This window comes from Alicyclobacillus acidoterrestris, from assembly GCF_022674245.1.
GTDB lineage: Bacteria > Bacillota > Bacilli > Alicyclobacillales > Alicyclobacillaceae > Alicyclobacillus > Alicyclobacillus acidoterrestris.
Window position 1 is genome coordinate 2,284,048 of the sequence record NZ_CP080467.1, and the last position, 17,430, is coordinate 2,301,477.

13 protein-coding genes and 1 riboswitch are annotated in these 17,430 nt (G+C 55.7%); of the genes, 6 read left to right on the forward strand and 7 right to left on the reverse strand.

Translation table 11 applies throughout. The annotated features are described in order from the left end of the window. Window positions 1-53: 53 nt before the first annotated feature. From metH to K1I37_RS10870, 5 genes are all read left to right on the forward strand, one after another. A complete protein-coding gene (gene metH / locus K1I37_RS10850; RefSeq protein ID WP_021298183.1) occupies window positions 54-3,494 on the forward strand; it encodes a methionine synthase in 3,441 nt (1,146 codons plus the stop codon). An 82-nt stretch (window positions 3,495-3,576) separates the two neighbouring features. Next, the gene (locus tag K1I37_RS10855) at window positions 3,577-5,502 is read left to right on the forward strand and encodes a bifunctional homocysteine S-methyltransferase/methylenetetrahydrofolate reductase (RefSeq protein WP_021298182.1); all 1,926 of its coding nucleotides are present in this window, start codon (window positions 3,577-3,579) and stop codon (window positions 5,500-5,502) included. Window positions 5,503-5,614: 112 nt separating this feature from the next. Then, window positions 5,615-6,211 (forward strand): TlpA family protein disulfide reductase, encoded by a 597-nt coding sequence (locus tag K1I37_RS10860; protein WP_021298181.1) that lies wholly within the window; start codon window positions 5,615-5,617, stop codon window positions 6,209-6,211. A 295-nt stretch (window positions 6,212-6,506) separates the two neighbouring features. Further along, complete coding sequence (aiiA, locus tag K1I37_RS10865) at window positions 6,507-7,259, forward strand: quorum-quenching N-acyl homoserine lactonase AiiA (protein WP_031219191.1); 753 nt, start codon at window positions 6,507-6,509, stop codon at window positions 7,257-7,259. 123 nt (window positions 7,260-7,382) lie between these two features. After that, window positions 7,383-8,570, forward strand: coding sequence for a hypothetical protein (locus K1I37_RS10870; protein WP_021298179.1), 1,188 nt, complete (start codon window positions 7,383-7,385; stop codon window positions 8,568-8,570). A gap of 46 nt (window positions 8,571-8,616) precedes the next feature. Here K1I37_RS10870 and K1I37_RS10875 read toward each other — a convergent pair whose 3' ends face one another. The 7 genes from K1I37_RS10875 to K1I37_RS10905 all read right to left on the reverse strand — a co-directional run bounded on the left by K1I37_RS10875 (window position 8,617) and on the right by K1I37_RS10905 (window position 16,862). Then, entirely contained in the window at window positions 8,617-9,699 is a 1,083-nt protein-coding gene (locus K1I37_RS10875) for an ABC transporter ATP-binding protein (RefSeq protein WP_021298178.1), read from the reverse strand. A gap of 13 nt (window positions 9,700-9,712) precedes the next feature. Beyond that, on the reverse strand, window positions 9,713-11,062 hold the full coding sequence (locus K1I37_RS10880) for an ABC transporter permease (RefSeq protein ID WP_242216010.1): 1,350 nt from the start codon (window positions 11,060-11,062) through the stop codon (window positions 9,713-9,715). Continuing rightward, window positions 10,948-11,415 carry an ABC transporter permease family protein gene (locus K1I37_RS10885; RefSeq protein ID WP_021298176.1) on the reverse strand — a complete coding sequence of 156 codons (468 nt, stop codon included), beginning with the start codon at window positions 11,413-11,415 and terminating at the stop codon, window positions 10,948-10,950. Before K1I37_RS10885 ends, K1I37_RS10880 begins: the two co-directional genes overlap by 115 nt. 11 nt (window positions 11,416-11,426) lie before the next feature. Beyond that, window positions 11,427-12,494: an extracellular solute-binding protein gene (locus K1I37_RS10890; protein WP_021298175.1), complete on the reverse strand. Its 1,068-nt coding sequence runs from the start codon at window positions 12,492-12,494 to the stop codon at window positions 11,427-11,429. A gap of 651 nt (window positions 12,495-13,145) precedes the next feature. Then, window positions 13,146-14,135: a homoserine dehydrogenase gene (locus K1I37_RS10895; protein WP_021295560.1), complete on the reverse strand. Its 990-nt coding sequence runs from the start codon at window positions 14,133-14,135 to the stop codon at window positions 13,146-13,148. Window positions 14,136-14,263: 128 nt separating this feature from the next. Further along, window positions 14,264-14,366: riboswitch (SAM riboswitch) on the reverse strand. 123 nt (window positions 14,367-14,489) lie between these two features. Next, a complete protein-coding gene (locus K1I37_RS10900; RefSeq protein WP_021295562.1) occupies window positions 14,490-16,142 on the reverse strand; it encodes an APC family permease in 1,653 nt (550 codons plus the stop codon). A gap of 192 nt (window positions 16,143-16,334) precedes the next feature. Then, on the reverse strand, window positions 16,335-16,862 hold the full coding sequence (locus K1I37_RS10905) for a MerR family transcriptional regulator (protein ID WP_021295563.1): 528 nt from the start codon (window positions 16,860-16,862) through the stop codon (window positions 16,335-16,337). A gap of 195 nt (window positions 16,863-17,057) precedes the next feature. Between K1I37_RS10905 and K1I37_RS10910 the strand changes: the two genes are divergently transcribed. Next, the gene (locus K1I37_RS10910) at window positions 17,058-17,345 is read left to right on the forward strand and encodes a hypothetical protein (protein ID WP_021295564.1); all 288 of its coding nucleotides are present in this window, start codon (window positions 17,058-17,060) and stop codon (window positions 17,343-17,345) included. The last annotated feature ends 85 nt before the right edge of the window (window positions 17,346-17,430 follow it).

The following is a 17,430-nucleotide window of genomic DNA, read 5'->3' on the forward strand; positions in this document are numbered from 1 at the left end:
GTGTTACAATGGGCCAGAAATGAATTGTCCAGAGAAATGTGAGTGGAGACACCGTGACCAAAGCGCTTGAGCATTTATTCCAACAACGCATTCTCATCCTGGACGGCGCGATGGGGACGATGATTCAACAAAGTGGCCTAACGGCCGATGACTTTGGTGGTCCCGCGCTGGAAGGGTGTAACGAATATTTGAACATCACGCGTCCAGACCTCATTCGGAGGATTCACGACGCGTATTTTGAAGCCGGTGCAGACATCGTCGAAACCAATTCGTTTGGCAGTACACCGCTTGTCCTCGCGGAGTACGATTTGGCAGATTTGGCGTTTGAAATCAGCCGCCAGGCGGCTGCGCTCGCACGCGAATCGGCGGACGCGTTTGCGACCGAAGCGAAGCCTCGGTTTGTGGCGGGGTCTGTCGGTCCGACGACGAAGAGTCTGTCGGTGACCGGTGGCGCTACGTTCGACGAATTGGTGGAAAGTTACGCTGTGCAGATGGAAGGGTTGATGGTCGGCGGCGCGGACTTTTTGCTCATCGAGACATCGCAGGATTTGCTGAACGTCAAAGCTGCGGGCATCGCCGTCCATCGCGTCGCAGAGAAACTAGCGCGGGAAATTCCCGTCATGATTAGCGGCACCATTGAACCGATGGGGACGACGCTCGCTGGGCAGAGCATTGAGGCCTTTTACCTGTCGGTGGAACATATGCGGCCGTTTGCAGTAGGTATCAACTGTGCGACAGGTCCAGAACTCATGCGCGATCACGTTCGTGCCCTGTCCGCGCTTGCAGAATGCGCGGTCAGTTGCCATCCAAACGCAGGTCTGCCGGACGAAAATGGATGTTACCTGGAGACGCCATATGCGTTTGCGAAGAAAATGTCCGACTTTGCGCGCGAAGGTTGGCTCAATATCGCAGGAGGCTGCTGTGGGACGACGCCAGCGCACATTCGCGAGCTCGCCGCGCAAATCGAGGGGTTAGCCCCGCGCGCCTTCGCGGCGGAACATGCGCATGCTGTGTCGGGCATGGAGGCGATGGTACTGAGCGACGATATGCGCCCAGTGCTCGTCGGTGAGCGCACGAACGTGATCGGATCGCGCAAATTCCGCCGACTGGTCGCGAGCGCGGATTACGACGCTGCGGCGGAAGTCGCGCGGACACAAGTGCGGGCGGGTGCGCAGGTGGTCGACGTCTGTCTGGCTGACCCGGATAGGGATGAACTCGCCGATATGGAGCAGGTCTTGCCGCTTATCGTGCGCAAGGTGAAGGTGCCAATTATGATTGACTCGACAGACGCGGATGTCGTCGAGGCGGCGCTCAAGCGGGTGCAAGGCAAGTGCATCATCAACTCGACGAATCTCGAGGACGGCGAAGCGCGGTTGGCGACCTATGCGAACCTTGCGCGCACGTACGGCGCTGCGTTGGTCATTGGGACGATTGACGAACAAGGGATGGCGGTGAGTCGCCGCCGGAAAGTGGACATTGCGTTGCGCACTGTCCGATTGTTGACGGAAAAATATGGGCTGCGCAAGGCGGACATCATTATCGATCCGCTTACCTTCCCCGTCGGAACGGGCGACGAGAAATATATCGGATCAGCGCTGGAGACGGTCGAAGCCATCCGCATGCTTCGCGAACAACTGCCTGAGTGTCCAACGCTGCTTGGCATTAGCAATGTGTCGTTTGGCCTCCCGCCGGCTGGGCGCGAGGTGCTGAACGCGGTCTTTTTGTATCACTGCACGAAGGCGGGGCTCTCCTACGCGATTGTCAACAGCGAGCGAATTGAGCGCTACGCATCGATCCCAGAGGACGAGCGAGAACTCGCGAATCGGCTGTTATTTGCGACGACGGACGAGTTGGTGGCCGAATTTACTGCGAAGTACCGCGAGAAGCGCGTGGCACCCTCTGTCGCGGTCAGCGATTTGCCGCTGTCGGATCGGCTCGCGAGATACGTCATCGATGGCACGAAGGAAGGACTGATTGCAGATCTCGACGAGGCGCTCCAATCTTATAAACCTCTGGAGATTATCAATGGTCCGCTGATGGCGGGGATGACGGAAGTGGGGCGGCTGTTCAATAACAATGAGTTGATTGTGGCGGAGGTACTGCAGTCGGCAGAAGTGATGAAGGCGGCTGTGGCGTATCTCGAGCAGTATATGGAGAAAAGTGATACGTACGCTAAAGGCCGGCTCTTGTTGGCGACGGTGAAAGGTGACGTCCACGACATTGGCAAAAACTTGGTCGAAATCATTATGGCCAACAATGGGTTCGACGTCGTGAATTTGGGGATTAAGGTGGCGCCTGAGCAACTCATTCAAGCGATTCGGGAACACCAGCCAGACATGGTCGGTTTGTCAGGACTTTTGGTGAAATCCGCGCAGCAAATGGTCGTTACGGCAGAGGACTTTCGCCATGCGGGCATCGACTTGCCCATCCTGGTGGGCGGTGCGGCGCTGACGAAAAAGTTTACGCTGACCAAGATTGCGGACAAGTACGACGGCCCCGTGTTGTACGCGAAGGATGCGATGGAGGGACTGGATATCGCGAATCAGTTGATGAGCGAAGACGCGCGTCATCAACTGCTGTCGCGCAATGAGGCTGAGCGTCAAAGTTTTGTCGAACAGGGCAAGACGCAAAATCCTCAAGTTAGAAAGCCAACAGTCAAGGTGCAATCCGACATTGACCGGAAAGCGCCCGTGTACACGCCACCTGACCTCGAACGGCACATCCTTCGGGATTATCCAGTAGCGATGCTCCGTCCGTATCTGAACTTGCAGATGCTGCTTGGGAAGCACCTCGGGCTCGCAGGTAATGTTGAAAAGCTGCTAGCAGAACGAGACGACAAGGCGATGGCGTTGCTCGACACGGTTGAGCTCCTGATGGAGGAAGCCGTGGCGAAAGGCTGGTTGCAAGCCAACGCGGTCTATCAATTTTTCCCGACCGCTGCGGACGGCGATGAACTGGTCATCTACGCCGCTGATGGCAAGCAGGTGCGGACGCGTATTCCGTTTCCAAGGCAAGCGAAGCCGCCGTACTTGTGCGTAGCCGATTTCGTGCGGCCCGTGGAGGACGGCGTGATGGATTATGTCGCGATGTTTGCGGTGACGACGGGCAGTCAAGTGCGGCACGAGGCCGAACGCCTCAAACAAGCAGGCGAGTATTTGCGGGCGCACGCGCTGCAATCTATTGCACTTGAATTGGCCGAGGCGTTCGCAGAACGTGTGCATCAGCAAATCCGGGATATGTGGGGCTTTCCTGATTCGCCCACGATGACGATGCGCGAACGATTTATTGCCCGCTACCAGGGGATACGCGTCTCCTTTGGCTATCCTGCATGTCCTGATCTCGAATCGCAGGCGACACTGTTTTCGCTGCTGCGGCCGGAGGACATCGGAATTCAGCTGACGGATGGTTTTATGATGGATCCAGAAGCGTCTGTGTCAGCCTTGGCGTTCAGCCATCCGGAGGCGAAATATTTCAACGTCGAAGCCAACGGGTAACTGTTGCGCATGACCATCGTCCGTTGTCCGCGAAGTCGACGACGATGGTCAACGCGTTGCAAGCATGGATAGGAGGGACAATATGGCGACCAAGGACCAGGTGTGGCCAGCGCATAGTCTGCAAGTAGGGGACCGAAGGTATGTTATCGGCGACGGGGCAATGGCGACCTATTTACATCAGCGGGGCGTCCCCATTCGCGTAAGCGCCGAGGCGCTCAATCTGTCCGATCCGGCGCTTGTCGAGGAAGTCCATCGGGCTTATGTACAGGCCGGATCGACGATGATTCAGACCAACACATTCGCGGCGAATCGGCGCAGTTTAGCGCGGCATGGACTGGCGGATCGCGTACAAGAGGTCAATCAAGCGGCAGTGGCCATCGCGCGCAAGGCCGCTGGCCAAGCGGCGTCGGTCTATGGCACCATCGCGCCGGTCGAAGGCGGCAATCGCTATGGCAGCGCGTTGTTGAACGAGGAACGGCAGCAATTGCAGGCGTTTTACGAGGAGCAGGTCGAGGCGCTGGCGGCGGCTGGCATTGATGGGTGGATACTCGAAACTTTCCCGGATTTAGAAGAGTTGTTGGTCGCTGTTGAGGTGGTGACGGCGCACTCCAATCTCCCGATAGTCGCCAATTTGTCGCCGGAGGAAATTGGCGTCACGCGCGACGGCGTCGGACTGGCCGAAGCGTTTACCGCGCTTCGCGCAGCAGGTGTGCATGTGACGGGCATCAATTGTCGGCTAGGCCCTTATGGCATCCTGCGATCTTTCGAACAACTCCTGCCGCTCGCAGATGGTTCCGGCCAGTTTGCCGCAATGCCGAACGGTGGCATGTTGCACAAGACGGATGACGGCGCATTGTCCTACACAGGAGATGAGGAAAACTTCGCGGATATCATGCTTAGAATGGCGAATCTTGGCGTCACGTGGTTGGGTGGTTGCTGCGGTACGACGCCGGCGCACATTCGGACGCTGGTGTCGCGACTCAAAACGTCGACAGACGAAAGCGCGACGACAACTGCGCAACTTGGCGCTGTAGAGGGTCGGCCTTGGCGAGTCGCCAATCGGGATGACAAACCGACTGTGGGCGAAATCTTGCCGCCGACACCTCAGTCCCTTGTCGAGCGCGTCCAGACCAAGACGACGATTGTAGTCGAACTCGATCCGCCGAAGACGCTGAATTGTGACAAATTTCTGGAAGGTGCTAGAGCCCTGCGCGATGCTGGTTGTGACCTCATCACCATGGCCGACAATTCGCTTGGCAGCGTTCGTGTCAGCAACATGGCACTTGCAGGAATGTTGCAACAAGAAGGCATTGAGCCTTTGGTTCACGTCACATGTCGAGATAGGAACCTGATTGGCCAACAGTCGCACTTAATGGGGTTATCCGTCATGGGGGTGCGCCATATCCTGCTCATCACTGGAGATCCGTCTCGGTACGGAGATTTGCCTGGCGCCTCGTCGGTTTACGACGTGTCCTCAATCGATTTGACCAAAATGGTACGCCGATTGAACGACGGCGTGGGCTTTTCCGGTAAGGCGCTGACGAGACCCGCGAAGTTCGTCATTGGGACGGCGTTCAATCCACATGTGCGCAACTTTGATAAGGCGGTAGAGCGCCTGAAGCGCAAAGTTGCGGCAGGCGCAGATTACGTGATGACACAGCCAGTTTACGACGCAGCCATGATGGAGCGTATCGCTACCGCGACCCTTCATCTCGGCGTGCCAGTGTTCATTGGCATCATGCCGTTGACCAGTCTGCGCAACGCCGAGTTCCTGCACTACCAGGTGCCGGGCATTACGATTCCAGAGCTTGTCCTTCAGCAGATGCGGGAGGCTTCACCTGAGTCAGCGCAGGAAGTGGGGTTGGCGATTGCGCGCGACTTGTGCGACGAAGCTTGCCAGTACTTTAACGGACTGTATCTGGTGACGCCGTTTCTCAAGTACGACATGACGGTTTCGTTGACAAAGTACATCCGGGCGAACACGGCTGCAGCCGTGCGTTCCTCGTAGGGATGTCACACATTTGTACAAATTCTCGCCGTTCGCTTGATTGCTGGGTCGCCGCCTTTCGTTTATCTTTTGGGTAAAGCTTGGCGAATGAGTTTAGAAAGGCGGCGACGACGTGAACCGTCTGGCCATTGGAATATCTACTCTAGCGGTTTGTCTGTTGATGACAGGCTGTGCAATTGGGGCGAACGGCGCTTCAGCCAATCAAAATGGGACGACGAGTGGGCAACTCGTTTTTCAAAACAAGACGAGCGAGATGCGCATCACGCCCGACAATAAAATGGATGCCAGTCTGGTGACGACCACGGATGACACCCACATTGACGTGCTCGATAGTCAGGGCCATCGGGTGATTCTCAACGCAGAGAAGACACCTGCGTTGATTGTGGCGTACTGGTGTCCGCATTGTCAGCGGACGTTAAAGCTCTTGTCGAGCCACCAGTCGCAACTCTCTGAGTTACCTGTGCTGATTCATACTGGATTTCCAGACGGCACGACGCTCGCGGAGGCGAAAAAGGTGGTGGCGACGGAAGTGAAAGACCTCAATTTACATGGGTTTACGTCGTATTATGCGCTAGGGTCGAGTTTTGCGAAGCAGTATGCGCCAAAAGGGTATCCGACGTTGCTTTATGGTTCGAACAAAGGCGTTCAATCGTTGGTCGGAGAGCATGTCCTCAGTGTCTGGGATGAGGTGCTGACGACCCCGCTGTAAACCGATTTAATCGAAACCGATTCAAGCGGTGGACAGGCTCGTCAGGTACAGGGTGGACGGGCCTGTCGTATTTGGTATGGACAATTTTAGACACAGAGATCTGATCAATTTTTTGTAGAAACCTGATAACGAAAGGGGTTTTTCGATTTGCTCCGTAGATGCTAGTGCGTAATTTGTCGAATACGTTATCATCGCTCTCCGTGCTTTGAGGGATGGCGGCATCGTGCAGGAAATGAAGACATTCGTGCAGAAAATTCTAATGAGTGTCAATTTTGCCCGAGGGGGTGTTGTCGAGATGACCGTAGAGCGCGTCTATTTATTGCCGGCAGGAAACTGTCTCGTCGACCAGTCGGTCTTGAACGAAACCTTGTCTTCCGGCAAGTTGGTTAATCTGCCTATCTGGTCGTACCTCATCGAGACGACAGACGGTCCGATATTGATAGATACGGGGATGCCCGATGGCTTGGCGGTGGATCAGTTAGGACCGGAGCCTGGCCCAGAAGCGGGGCAGATTATTCCGCGCATGACAAAACGCGATGCGATTGTTTCCGTTTTGGCACGTGCCGGATATTCCCCTGAGCAGATGGTGTGTGTGATTAGTTCGCACTGGCATTTCGATCACGCCGGCGGCAACGCCCACTTCCAAACGCCGCCCATCTACGTTCAGCGCGCCGAATACGATGCGGCCATGACGAGTGACGACTACCCGCCGGAATGTCGAGTGTCGGGGCTCAACTATCGATTTGTGGAAGGGGACTACCAACTCGCCCCGGGTATTGATTTGCTCTATACGCCTGGACATTCGAACGGGCATCAGTCGATTCTTTTGAATACAGCCGAGTCTGGTCGCATCCTGCTGACGGTGGATGCTGCATACACCCGCGAGAACTTTGTGGATGGCGTGCCGTTCGCTGGCGTCGACGGCCGACAAATGGCAAAATCGATTGAACGATTGAAGGACGTGGTGAAAGCTGAACGACCGCGTGTGTTCTTTGGTCATGATGTCGAACAGGGAAATCTGTGGCCAATCTATCCAAACGCTATGTAAAGTTGTTGTGGATGTGACGAATATCCTCGATTATTGTCCATTGTCCGTATAGAATGAGACATAAAGCGTTAGGCTCGTGCGAATATATGCATAGTCGAGTTTGTCGAATTGCGAGGGTGGACAATGCGTACATTGAGTGGATACGAGGCATTGGAAATTGCCGATAAATATGGAGTTTCATTATATGATCGCTATTACGAAAAGGAGATCTCGCTGGAAGAGGCACAACAGTTTGTCGAGAGTCAGCGAGATCCGCATTCGTTTCTTGTAAAAGATTGGCCAGATAGTGATGAGGAAGCGGAAACGGTGGTCCTTGCGAACGCATTGAAGCGTTTGAAAGAGGAGCGCATCTCTGCGGGGACGATTGACGAATTGGCGAGTATGCCCGATAACCCGATTCATCCATTTGCAGCGGAACTTGCCGCAGAACGCCTCGCGGATCAGAACCGGATGCAAATTGTCGACGCGTTTGCGGAAAGTCTTTCATATCGGCTGCCACAACGTGTGCAATTGAGCACAGGTTTTCTCGATCACCTCGCTGGACTGGTCTGCGAAGATTGCGCCCACATGTCACTCGATGAACCGTTTCACGAAGATTGCCTTGCGTCGCTGATTGATTTCATCCGCAGTGAGTCGTTCACGGTATCCGACATTGTCGAGATGCGGGAAGTGAAGTACCAGAATGGCAAATTGACCAAGATGTTGCGGCCGGGTTTTGGACTGTTGACCAAGAAGGTGTCGGAGACGAGATCGAGATGGCAGTCGGTATTTAAACCGATGCTTCATCGAGAATCAGATGCGCAAAACTCGAGCGACGCGCACCGACACGACGCCGGGACAGCTCAGGCAACCGGACGCGATGTGGTGCAGCAGCCGTCCCAGCGGTACGAGGATGTCGTCGACCGGGCGTTGGACGACATGCAGGCGACGCGCGTCTCACCGCGTGTTCCGGTCGCGCCAAGGGTATCTGGAAGCGAGGAGACAGCAGGGGAGAATCGCGCTGAACAGCGCCCGGTTGTCACCAAGAATGATTTGATTGCGTACTTAGAGTCCATTGAAATCATTGATGACAATGGACAGATTACGAAGCTACACCAGGAGCAACGGGCACTCCAGTCGCAACTGGCGGCCAAGGATGAGGAAATCTACCGCCTGCACAAGCAAATTGAGTATTGGCAGAAGCAGTGCGACGAAATTCAACGTGACATGGACACGTTGATTGAGGCGATGCAAATCGCGAAACGTCGTACCTCGTCGATGAGCGCGTCGAGTTCGCCTGTGGTCGAGGCGACGTTTGAGAGCAAATCGTAAAGAAGCACAAGTGGTATGGCACACAGGCCGACCGTCTTCAAGCGCTTCAATCGACGACGGTGGCCTGTGTCGGTCGCCAAAACAAGAATTGTCCCACACTGTACTCAGGAGGCCGCAATTGGCGGGTGTACAGTTGGCCCAGTTGGCTATGTAGCTCATACTCCGTCACACTTCCCTGATAGCGAACGCGCTCTACGGTGGTGGGCAGGCCCTCGCCAATTGTCGACCATTCTGGTCGGATGAGAAGATTTACGCGTTCTCCAACGACCAGTTGGTGTGGACTATTTACTGTGAGACGCAGAGAGTGCTCGGCGATATGAACTTGATAGGTGTCCGTTTCGGGTGAGTGGCTTTCCACTATCGCATGGATAGTATTGTACTTTCCACTCAATGCCGCGACTTGGACAGACGCCGGACGCTGATAAATATCCACAGGTCTGCCGATTTGCGCAATACTTCCCCCCATGAACACCATCACCCTGTCCGCTATCTCAAACGCCTCTTGGATGTGATGGGTGACGTAGATGCCCGCGATGCCCGCGGATTTTTGCCGTCGACTGACTTCGTCAATAAACGCTTGCCGATTGACCGGATCTAAATTGGCCGTCGGTTCGTCAAATAGGTAGAGGCAGGGATTGGCTGCAAGTGCCCGCGCTAGCCCGACGCGCTGTTGCTGTCCGCCCGAGAGCTGTTCGGGAAACCGATTTGTGAACGCTCCCATACCGATGGCAGACAGTGTCTCGCGGGCGATGGTTTGCGCCTCTTTTTTCGTTTTGCCTTGTCGCCTAAGAGGATACGCGACGTTGTCGAGTACGGACAACTGTGGCCAGAGGGCATGCGATTGAAAGACCATCCCAATCTTGCGCTGTTCAGGCGGAACGAGTCGCTGCGGTGATGAGACATTGGTTCCGCGAAGATAGATTTCTCCTTGTGTCGGTTGAAGAAATCCGGCGATGACGTTGAGTAGGCTGCTCTTGCCGGATCCTGATGGACCGACAACGGCCATGAGCTCACCGGGGTGAAGGTCGAAGGATACTTGATTGAGAATGAAATGGTCATCGATGACAAACGTTAGGTCTCGAACAGACAGGGTCGGTGTGTGCATGATAGGTTCGATGGCTTGTGGCATGCAAAAGCCCCTCCTAATCTGACAATGTCGACTCAACAAATGGATGTACGGATGGCGACGGGATTGTGTCAGGTGTTCGCGGTATGCGGCGTTTGACACGTGTCGGTAGCCACGTCAGGAGTGCCATGGCTACAACCATGAGACAGGTCATCCAGACGGATATGGCAGCCGTGGTTTTGATGTCGCCGGCCTGGTTGGCGCTCATGACGACGACGGCCAGCGTACTGGATGAGGGTCCGTAAAGCAGACTGGATATCGTCAATTCGTATACCGCACTCACGAACACCATGATGAACGTCGACTGCACAGAGCTTGCGAGATACGGCCAGATGCCAAGACGGTACATGGCGGCAGGTGAGCCACCTGAAACGCGCACTGCGCGCTGTTGGACGCTTGGGACTTGTTCACGAAGTTGGACGATGGTGTCGGCCAGCCCCCAGAATCGAGCCACATAGGCCAGGAGAATGATGAAAAGTGTCCCGTACAACACGCGGCTGTCGCTCAGAATCAGGGCGACGCCAATGACTGATCCCGGGAGCGCATACGGCACCCACGCGATGCGGTTGATCCACCGTCCCGCGCGGCTGCGGTGCGCGACTTCGGACGTGACAAGCCCCAGAATGCACACGATACCAGTCGTGGCTGCGGCCAACATGACGCTGTTTCTGGCAGCCGATCCGACATCGCCTTCGAAAACGCCCACCAATCCATGAATGTCCCAATTCCACGGCGCGGGTGTGAGCCCGTAGGCACGTGTGAGGCTGACTAAGATGGTGCTGATCAGTGGAATGACCACACACACGATGGTGTAAAGCGCGAAGACGAGGAGCACGAGGCGTTTGATGAACGGCATCTTGCCAGTCCTCTGCCGCAGCGAAGGCGACGCGTTGAGCGTCATCAGCGTTTGTCGGTGGTTTTGTTTTTGCAAACTGGCCATGGTCAGCGCCAGTGCGATGATGGACAGAAGGAGGGACAACAACACGGCGGATGGCAAGCCACCGGACATCTGCATGGTCAAGTCGGCGTAGATTTGCGTGGTGGTCGTTTGAAAGTGCACAGGGACGCCGAGCTCAAACGGGATGCCGAAATCGCCGAGATTGTAGGCGAACACGAGTCCTGCTGCCGCGAGCAGGCTGGGTTTGATGGAGGGCCAGGTGACCACGTAAAAAGCGGACCAGAGCCCTGCGCCGTGAATCCGAGCAGCGTGCCGCGTCGGCTGCGAGATGCGACGAAGCGCCATCAGTCCACTCAAGTAGGCGATGGGCGCCGTATGTACTGCGAGTAAGACGATGACGCCCCAAGGCCCGTAAATTCCGGACCAGAACCAGCCAAACAGCCAAACAGCCAGTCGACGGTGCCTGATTTGGCATATGCCTGCACCCAAGAAAACGCTCCGACAAACGGCGGGACGAGGAGGGGGAGCATGGCCGCCAGATGCGCCCACGTTGCCCTGCGCGCATCGAGATGAACACAGGCGTAGGCCATGCCATAGCCGATGACGACGGCCAAGGCCGTGCCGACAGCCGCCGACCAGAGCGAGTTCCACAGCGAGGGCAAGGCGTTGCCCCCCAGCAGACCACCGCTACCTGTCGCACCGGCGCCAGCAATTTCGCTGCCCGTCGTCCACAAGAGGGCGCACAATGGCCACAGCACTAGCCCAGCCACGAGCGCCCACAGACCGCAGCTTGCATGTCGGGTTCCTTTGCGATTTGCCATCGAAAACTTCCTCATTTGCTGAAGATAGACTCGAATTGATTGATGGTCGTGGTGCGCTGCTGACCAATTTGTGACCAATCAATGCTCGCCATCGTGGCGTTCTGTGGGACGAGATTGGATGATCCGCTCACGGGCGCCAACCCCAAATGACTCACTTCACTCTGCCCGGCGGGGCTCAGCAGCCAATCGACAAAGGCTTTGGACAAGGCGTTTTCCTTACCAGCCACAATACTCACGGGCGCCGGTACCGGGATGGCGCCGTCCTTCGGCCAGACGATGCCGACGGGAGACCCCTGCGCAATCAAACTGTTCGCGACGCTGTCGAGGCTAATTCCTACATCGACGCGCCCGGACGCCACATCTGTACCGACGGTATTCGTGGAGGATTGCGTCGTCGCGTTGTTTTGGCGCAGATCCTGAAAGTAACGCCAACCGTATTTTGAACTGAGGTAGCCGACCATGCCGAGGGTGGTGCCGGAATAGGACGGATCGCCTAGTTCAAGCTGACCTTTATACGTTGCCTTCGTCAGGTCTGTCCAGGAAGTGGGAGTTGGGAGAGACATCCCTTTGTGATAGATGATGACGTTGTGAAACGTAAATGCGCCAACCCAATCCTGCCCCTGCAATGACGACGGCAAGTTGGTCGCGCTGGCCGGTTTGTAGGAGGAGAGTATGTGTTCATTGGCCAAATTCGGCATCACGGTCGGATCCGCCAACAACACGACATCCGCATGCAACGATTTTGCCTTGGCCTCAGCCTCGATGCGCGTGACGAGATCACCTGTCCCGCCCGTGATGATGTTGACCTTTGCGTTTGCATCATATGCCTCAAACGCCTTAGCGAGCGCATCTCCGTTCGCACTCGTCAACGCGCCGTATACCGTGAGCGTTCCAGACGGATTCGCCGCTTGCTTCGCGTCGTCGACCTGCGTCGTCGCAGCTTTCGCACCTTCCTCGCTCGCCGCTGAAGTTCCACAGCCTGCCGCGAGCCCCGCTACGAACAGCGCGCCTGAAATTGTCGATAAAATCAGTGATTTTCTCCGGAATCTCACAACCATCATCGTCCTTTCAAGTGGCATCGTAGTTTTATCCTAACGATGATTTGTGTAAAACCGTTTAACTTCGGGTTAGGAAAGTGTTAAGGTGCGGCGAAGGGCGAAGGGCGAAGGGCGAAGGGCGAAGGGCGAAGGGCGAAGGGCGAAGGGCGAAGGGCGAAGGGCGAAGGGCGAAGGGCGAAGGGCGAAGGGCGGGAGGCTGGGAGGCTGGGAGGCTGGGAGGCTGGGAGGCTGGGAGGCTGGGAGGCTGGGAGGCTGGCGGATCGGGCGGATCGGGCGGATCGGGCGGATCGGGCGGATCGGGCGGATCGGGCGGATCGGGCGGATCGGGCGGATCGGCGGAGTCTGCTGGTGCGCTGTGGTTTGGGGGATTCCACCGAGGTGACCATTGTGGTGCCACCGAGATGTCTTAATAAGACATGGGGCTAGTAAGTCATGCGAATAAGGCAGAAAAAATGCCCTATTAGGTGCAGGACCACCCGATTTTGGGGGATCCGCACGAAATAAGGCACTTTTCATGCCTAAAGCGGGCAAAAGTAGCAAATATGCAGCGAATAAGGTACAAAATCTGCTCTATTTCGCCTCGCCAACCGCCCACTGCCGCCCGATCCCGCTCGATCCCGCCGATCCCGCCGCTCCCGCCGATCCCGCCGATCCCGCCGATCCCGCCGCCCGTCACACCGACAGCGAAACCTGTAGCTTCTGTGCAATTTTGAGCACGTCTTCGAGGACGGCGCTCGCCGTCGGCAGTGCGCCTGCGCCCGGGCCAGACAGTGTGATGGTGCCCGATGCGTCTCCGTCGATGCAGATGGCGTTTTGGACGTCGTCGATGGCGTAGAGTGGATCGTCAAGGGTGATGGACTCTGGCCCGACGTGCCAGTTTACGAGACCTGATTCTAAATCCCACTGTGCCGAGACGACGTGTTTGATTTTGCAGTTTTGCGTTTGTGCCGTGCGGATGTCTGATTGGGATACCGACCGAATGCCCTCGACTTCCGTGCCGACGCGCGCGTCTTGCGGAACGCCGATGCAGTCGAGCAAAATTTGGAGTTTGCACCAGGCGTCAATGCCGTCCACGTCCATGTCTGGATTCGCTTCGGCGTAGCCGAGCGATTGGGCGGCGCGAAGGGCGTCGGCGAATGCCAGTCCTTCTCGGTGCATCCGGGTGAGGATGTAATTTGATGTGCCGTTCATGATTCCACGCAGGCGGACAATTTGGCTCATGTGAAAATAGGTCTCTAGGGTGTGCACAACCGGAATGCCTGCGAGAACGCTCGCTTCGAAGCGAACGTATTGGCCGTATTCGCGCGCGACGTGGCGAATCTCATCGCCGTATTTGGCCATGAGTTCCTTGTTGGCGGTGACCACAGATTTTCCGTGTCGGAGGGCGTAGAGCACTGCAGCCCGCGCGCTGTCCGTGCCGCCCATCACTTCGACGACGACATCGATGTCGTCATCTGCACACACATGCATCCAGTCGGTATGTAACTTAGTCGCGTCCACAATGTCGTCGCGACATCGATTCAAATCCCGCACGACAATGCCGCGCACGCCTATCGAGAGCCCGCGTTCCTTCTGTAGAATGTCGCGTTTGTCGGCGAGAACGCGTAAAATGCCGGTGCCCACCACACCGCACCCCAGTAATCCAATGTTGATGTTGTCCATGCTATGTCCTCCTCAGGCAGCTGTCAGAATCGTCTGGCTGAGATACACGCGCTGTGCCCGCGGTAGGGGTGCCCAGTTGATAAAAAAGGACACCTCCCAGAGGGAGATGTCCTTGTTGGACGGCATCCCTCTTATCTCCCAGGACGATTGTCCTGCAGGAATTAGCACCATCCGATTTACGGTGGTTGCCGGGCTTCATCGGGCCAGTCCCTCCGCCGCTCTTGATAAGAAGATCTACAATATTTCGTTCAGTTGTGTGGATAAAGATTACACTGCGTGAAAAGCTTTGTCAACGGATCCAACAATGGATCCACAACGGATCCTATCGAATCCGAACGATACCAACCGAGAAACTTACAGGGTCGTGGACGGCAAATCCGCAGCCGCGTCCGATGTCCGCCCCAATGGCGATGCGCTGGCGCGGACTTCTGTTTCGTAATCCGTTTGAGCGCGTTCGAGATACGGCGTCACCCAGGCACTGCGAACACCCCAGTAGAAGAAGGCGAGGGAGCCCACGGCCACGACTAACAAGTCAATGCCGTAGGGGATGACTTGAATGCCCCCAAATTGCGCACTGCCGAGAAATGACACGAGAATCATGAACGCGAGATAGGCAATCATCCAAATGCTAGATTTGAGATGTTTGCCAAATCCCTTGAACCCTTCATTCCGATATTGGAAGAAGAGGTAGATGGGCAACCCGACAAGAATTACGAAGATGACGCGTCCCGTAGACGGCCATTTGCCTGCGTAGAGAATCAAGGATGCCATCACGAAGGCGATGGGTGCTAGTATTTTCAAGCCCTTGACGCGTACGCTCGAACCCATGCCATCCGCGACGTCGCGGAATGCCAATGCCGATACAGGGCCCGTCGTGTAGGACAACAAGGTCGCAATGGAAATGACGGTGGACAGTTGTCCCCAACCGCGGAACAGTATCAGGAACAGATACGCGATGACGAGATTGGCCCACATGGCTCTGCGAGGAATTCGCCACTTTGGATGCACATGGGCGAACGATTTCGCCAGCCAACCGTTTTCACTGATGCCAAAAATCATACGAGCCGTGGTCGCTGTATACGTGATGCCCGTTCCAGATGGTGACACGAATGCGTCCGCAAACAAGATGATGGCCAGCCAGTTGAGGCCAAAAGCCATGGCCAAGTTTGCAAAGGGTGAGTCAAAGTTCAAATGAGCAAACCCGTTGGCGAGCATAGCAGGTGTCAAACTTCCGATAAAGGCCACTTGCAGCAAAAGATAGATGACGGCGGCCAAAAGGATTGATCCGACTACGGCAATTGGCACAGAACGATTTGGACGCTTTACCTCACCTGCCAGATTGACGGGGCTGGTAAAGCCGTTAAATGCAAAGACAATTCCTGAAGTCGCGACAGCCGTGAGTACACCCGACCAACCAAAGGGCGTAAATCCGCCGTGTTGCGAGAAGTTTTCGCTGTGGAACCCACTGCAAAGCAAAGCTATCGCAGTCAGACCTGGAATCGCGAACTTGAGCACGGTGATGAACGTGTTGACGCGTGCGAATAGTTGGACGGTCCAGAAGTTGATTAAGAAGTAGATGAAAACCAGGACGGCGGCCAACCATAGGCCTGTGGCAGTCAACGTTTGAGAACTGGTCGAATAGAGCGCATGTGTCCAAGCGAAGGGCCACGAACTCATGTATTGAATCGAGGCTTCTGCTTCAATTGGAATGACGGAAACAATGGCAATCCAGTTCGACCACCCAGAGATGAAACCAATGACGGAGCCATGTGAGTACTGGGCGTAGCGGACCATCCCGCCAGATTCCGGGAATCGCGCGCCGAGCTCAGCATACACTAGGCCAATGAAGAGGACCATGACCATGCCGATAATCCAGGCCACAATAGCTGCTGGACCCGCGACGACGACTGCCTTCTGCGCGCCAAACAACCAGCCTGAGCCGATGATAGAACCGACGCCGGTCATCATCAGGCCAAACGTGCCAATATTTCTGTTTAACTTTTGCAATACGCCCCCTCCTCTGTGTGTATGACGTGGTTCAAAATTTGCGAGGTGAATTATCAGAATTGGAATTAAATTTAACTTTCAATAGTTAGAAAGAGGGAATTCACCCGCAGTCACAGTATATCATGTGAAATAGAAGCGCTTCAATTTGTTTTACGAAAAAATGACACCGTTTACATTCGCGGCCGCACGGCATTAGCGGTGCGTGGTGATGTCGTCACCATCGAGCAGCTGTGGGGACAAAGCCAACAACTGGTCGCATAGAAGATACAACTGTTTGTCGGTCAGTTTTGAGACGTCGCCTGTCACAATATCCAACACCAGCTGTGCGTGTTCAGGAATGTACGCCCGACCGTTCGCGGTGATGTCGCGAATGGTTTGATAGACTCGCTCTTTGATGGCCAGTTGACGCGCTTCGTTTTGCGAGAATTGCGCGGCGCGACGGCGGGTCGACATCAGTTCGAGTGTCAGCCGTTGGACTTCCTCTTGAAGTTGGTCAATCTGCCCCCGTTCCGGCCTCCGTGACTGGATGAAGGCCTCTACGCTCGCGCGCGGCACGCGCCAGCCCTCTTTGCGATTTCGCGCGCCTTTTGGCATAAAGGCCCCTTCAAGTTTGCCTTCCCGCACCCAGGTACGCGTCATTTGAATGGATGATGTGACACCCGCTTCTGACAATGCGGCAAATACTTCGTCGATAGTAAGCAAATCGTCCGTCGTGTCCACACACCCTTCTTGCAAGCGAAATTCCGATAACAGCCCCGATGTGGGGGCGAAAATGGGACATGCAACTAATCATAGCATGCTAATATTAGCATTATAACATTAAGGTGGTTTTCGTTCCAATGCGGCAAAGGTGTATCTGTGCGGATCTAGGCGACCATACTGCTTGTGGGATGATCCAAGAAAGGTGACGGATTCATGTTTGAGCGATTTCAGAATGTGCACGTGACCATTACCGACCACTCGTTTCTACGAACGATTCCACTGGAGAACGTCGACGCCTTTTTGCGGTCTCGCGGGTGGAAGGTGCGTACGTACCAAAATCTGATGATTTATGACGATCCGGTTTCGCGACGAACCATCGAGCTGTCGCGAAATGAAGACTACGACTATTCTGGTCGCCTGCAAACTGCGCTTGAGATCATGCAGGACATCTTTCAGTACAATCAATTGGTCTTAGTGGAGAAAATCTTGGGGACGATGTGAATCGGCGCCGCGTGGGCCGTACGGGCCGCATGGGCGGCGCTTTACATCAATCGTGCGGCACCGGCCCCTGGGTTTCTTCTAGTGG

Coding starts and splice junctions, on each gene's coding strand:
- K1I37_RS10855 (WP_021298182.1), top strand. CDS start 3,577: ATGGCGACCAAGGACCAGGTGTGGCCAGCGCATAGTCTGCAAGTAGGG.
- aiiA (WP_031219191.1), top strand. CDS start 6,507: ATGACCGTAGAGCGCGTCTATTTATTGCCGGCAGGAAACTGTCTCGTC.
- K1I37_RS10870 (WP_021298179.1), top strand. CDS start 7,383: ATGCGTACATTGAGTGGATACGAGGCATTGGAAATTGCCGATAAATAT.
- K1I37_RS10875 (WP_021298178.1), bottom strand. CDS start 9,699: ATGCCACAAGCCATCGAACCTATCATGCACACACCGACCCTGTCTGTT.
- K1I37_RS10885 (WP_021298176.1), bottom strand. CDS start 11,415: ATGGCAAATCGCAAAGGAACCCGACATGCAAGCTGCGGTCTGTGGGCG.
- K1I37_RS10890 (WP_021298175.1), bottom strand. CDS start 12,494: ATGCCACTTGAAAGGACGATGATGGTTGTGAGATTCCGGAGAAAATCA.
- K1I37_RS10895 (WP_021295560.1), bottom strand. CDS start 14,135: ATGGACAACATCAACATTGGATTACTGGGGTGCGGTGTGGTGGGCACC.
- K1I37_RS10910 (WP_021295564.1), top strand. CDS start 17,058: ATGTTTGAGCGATTTCAGAATGTGCACGTGACCATTACCGACCACTCG.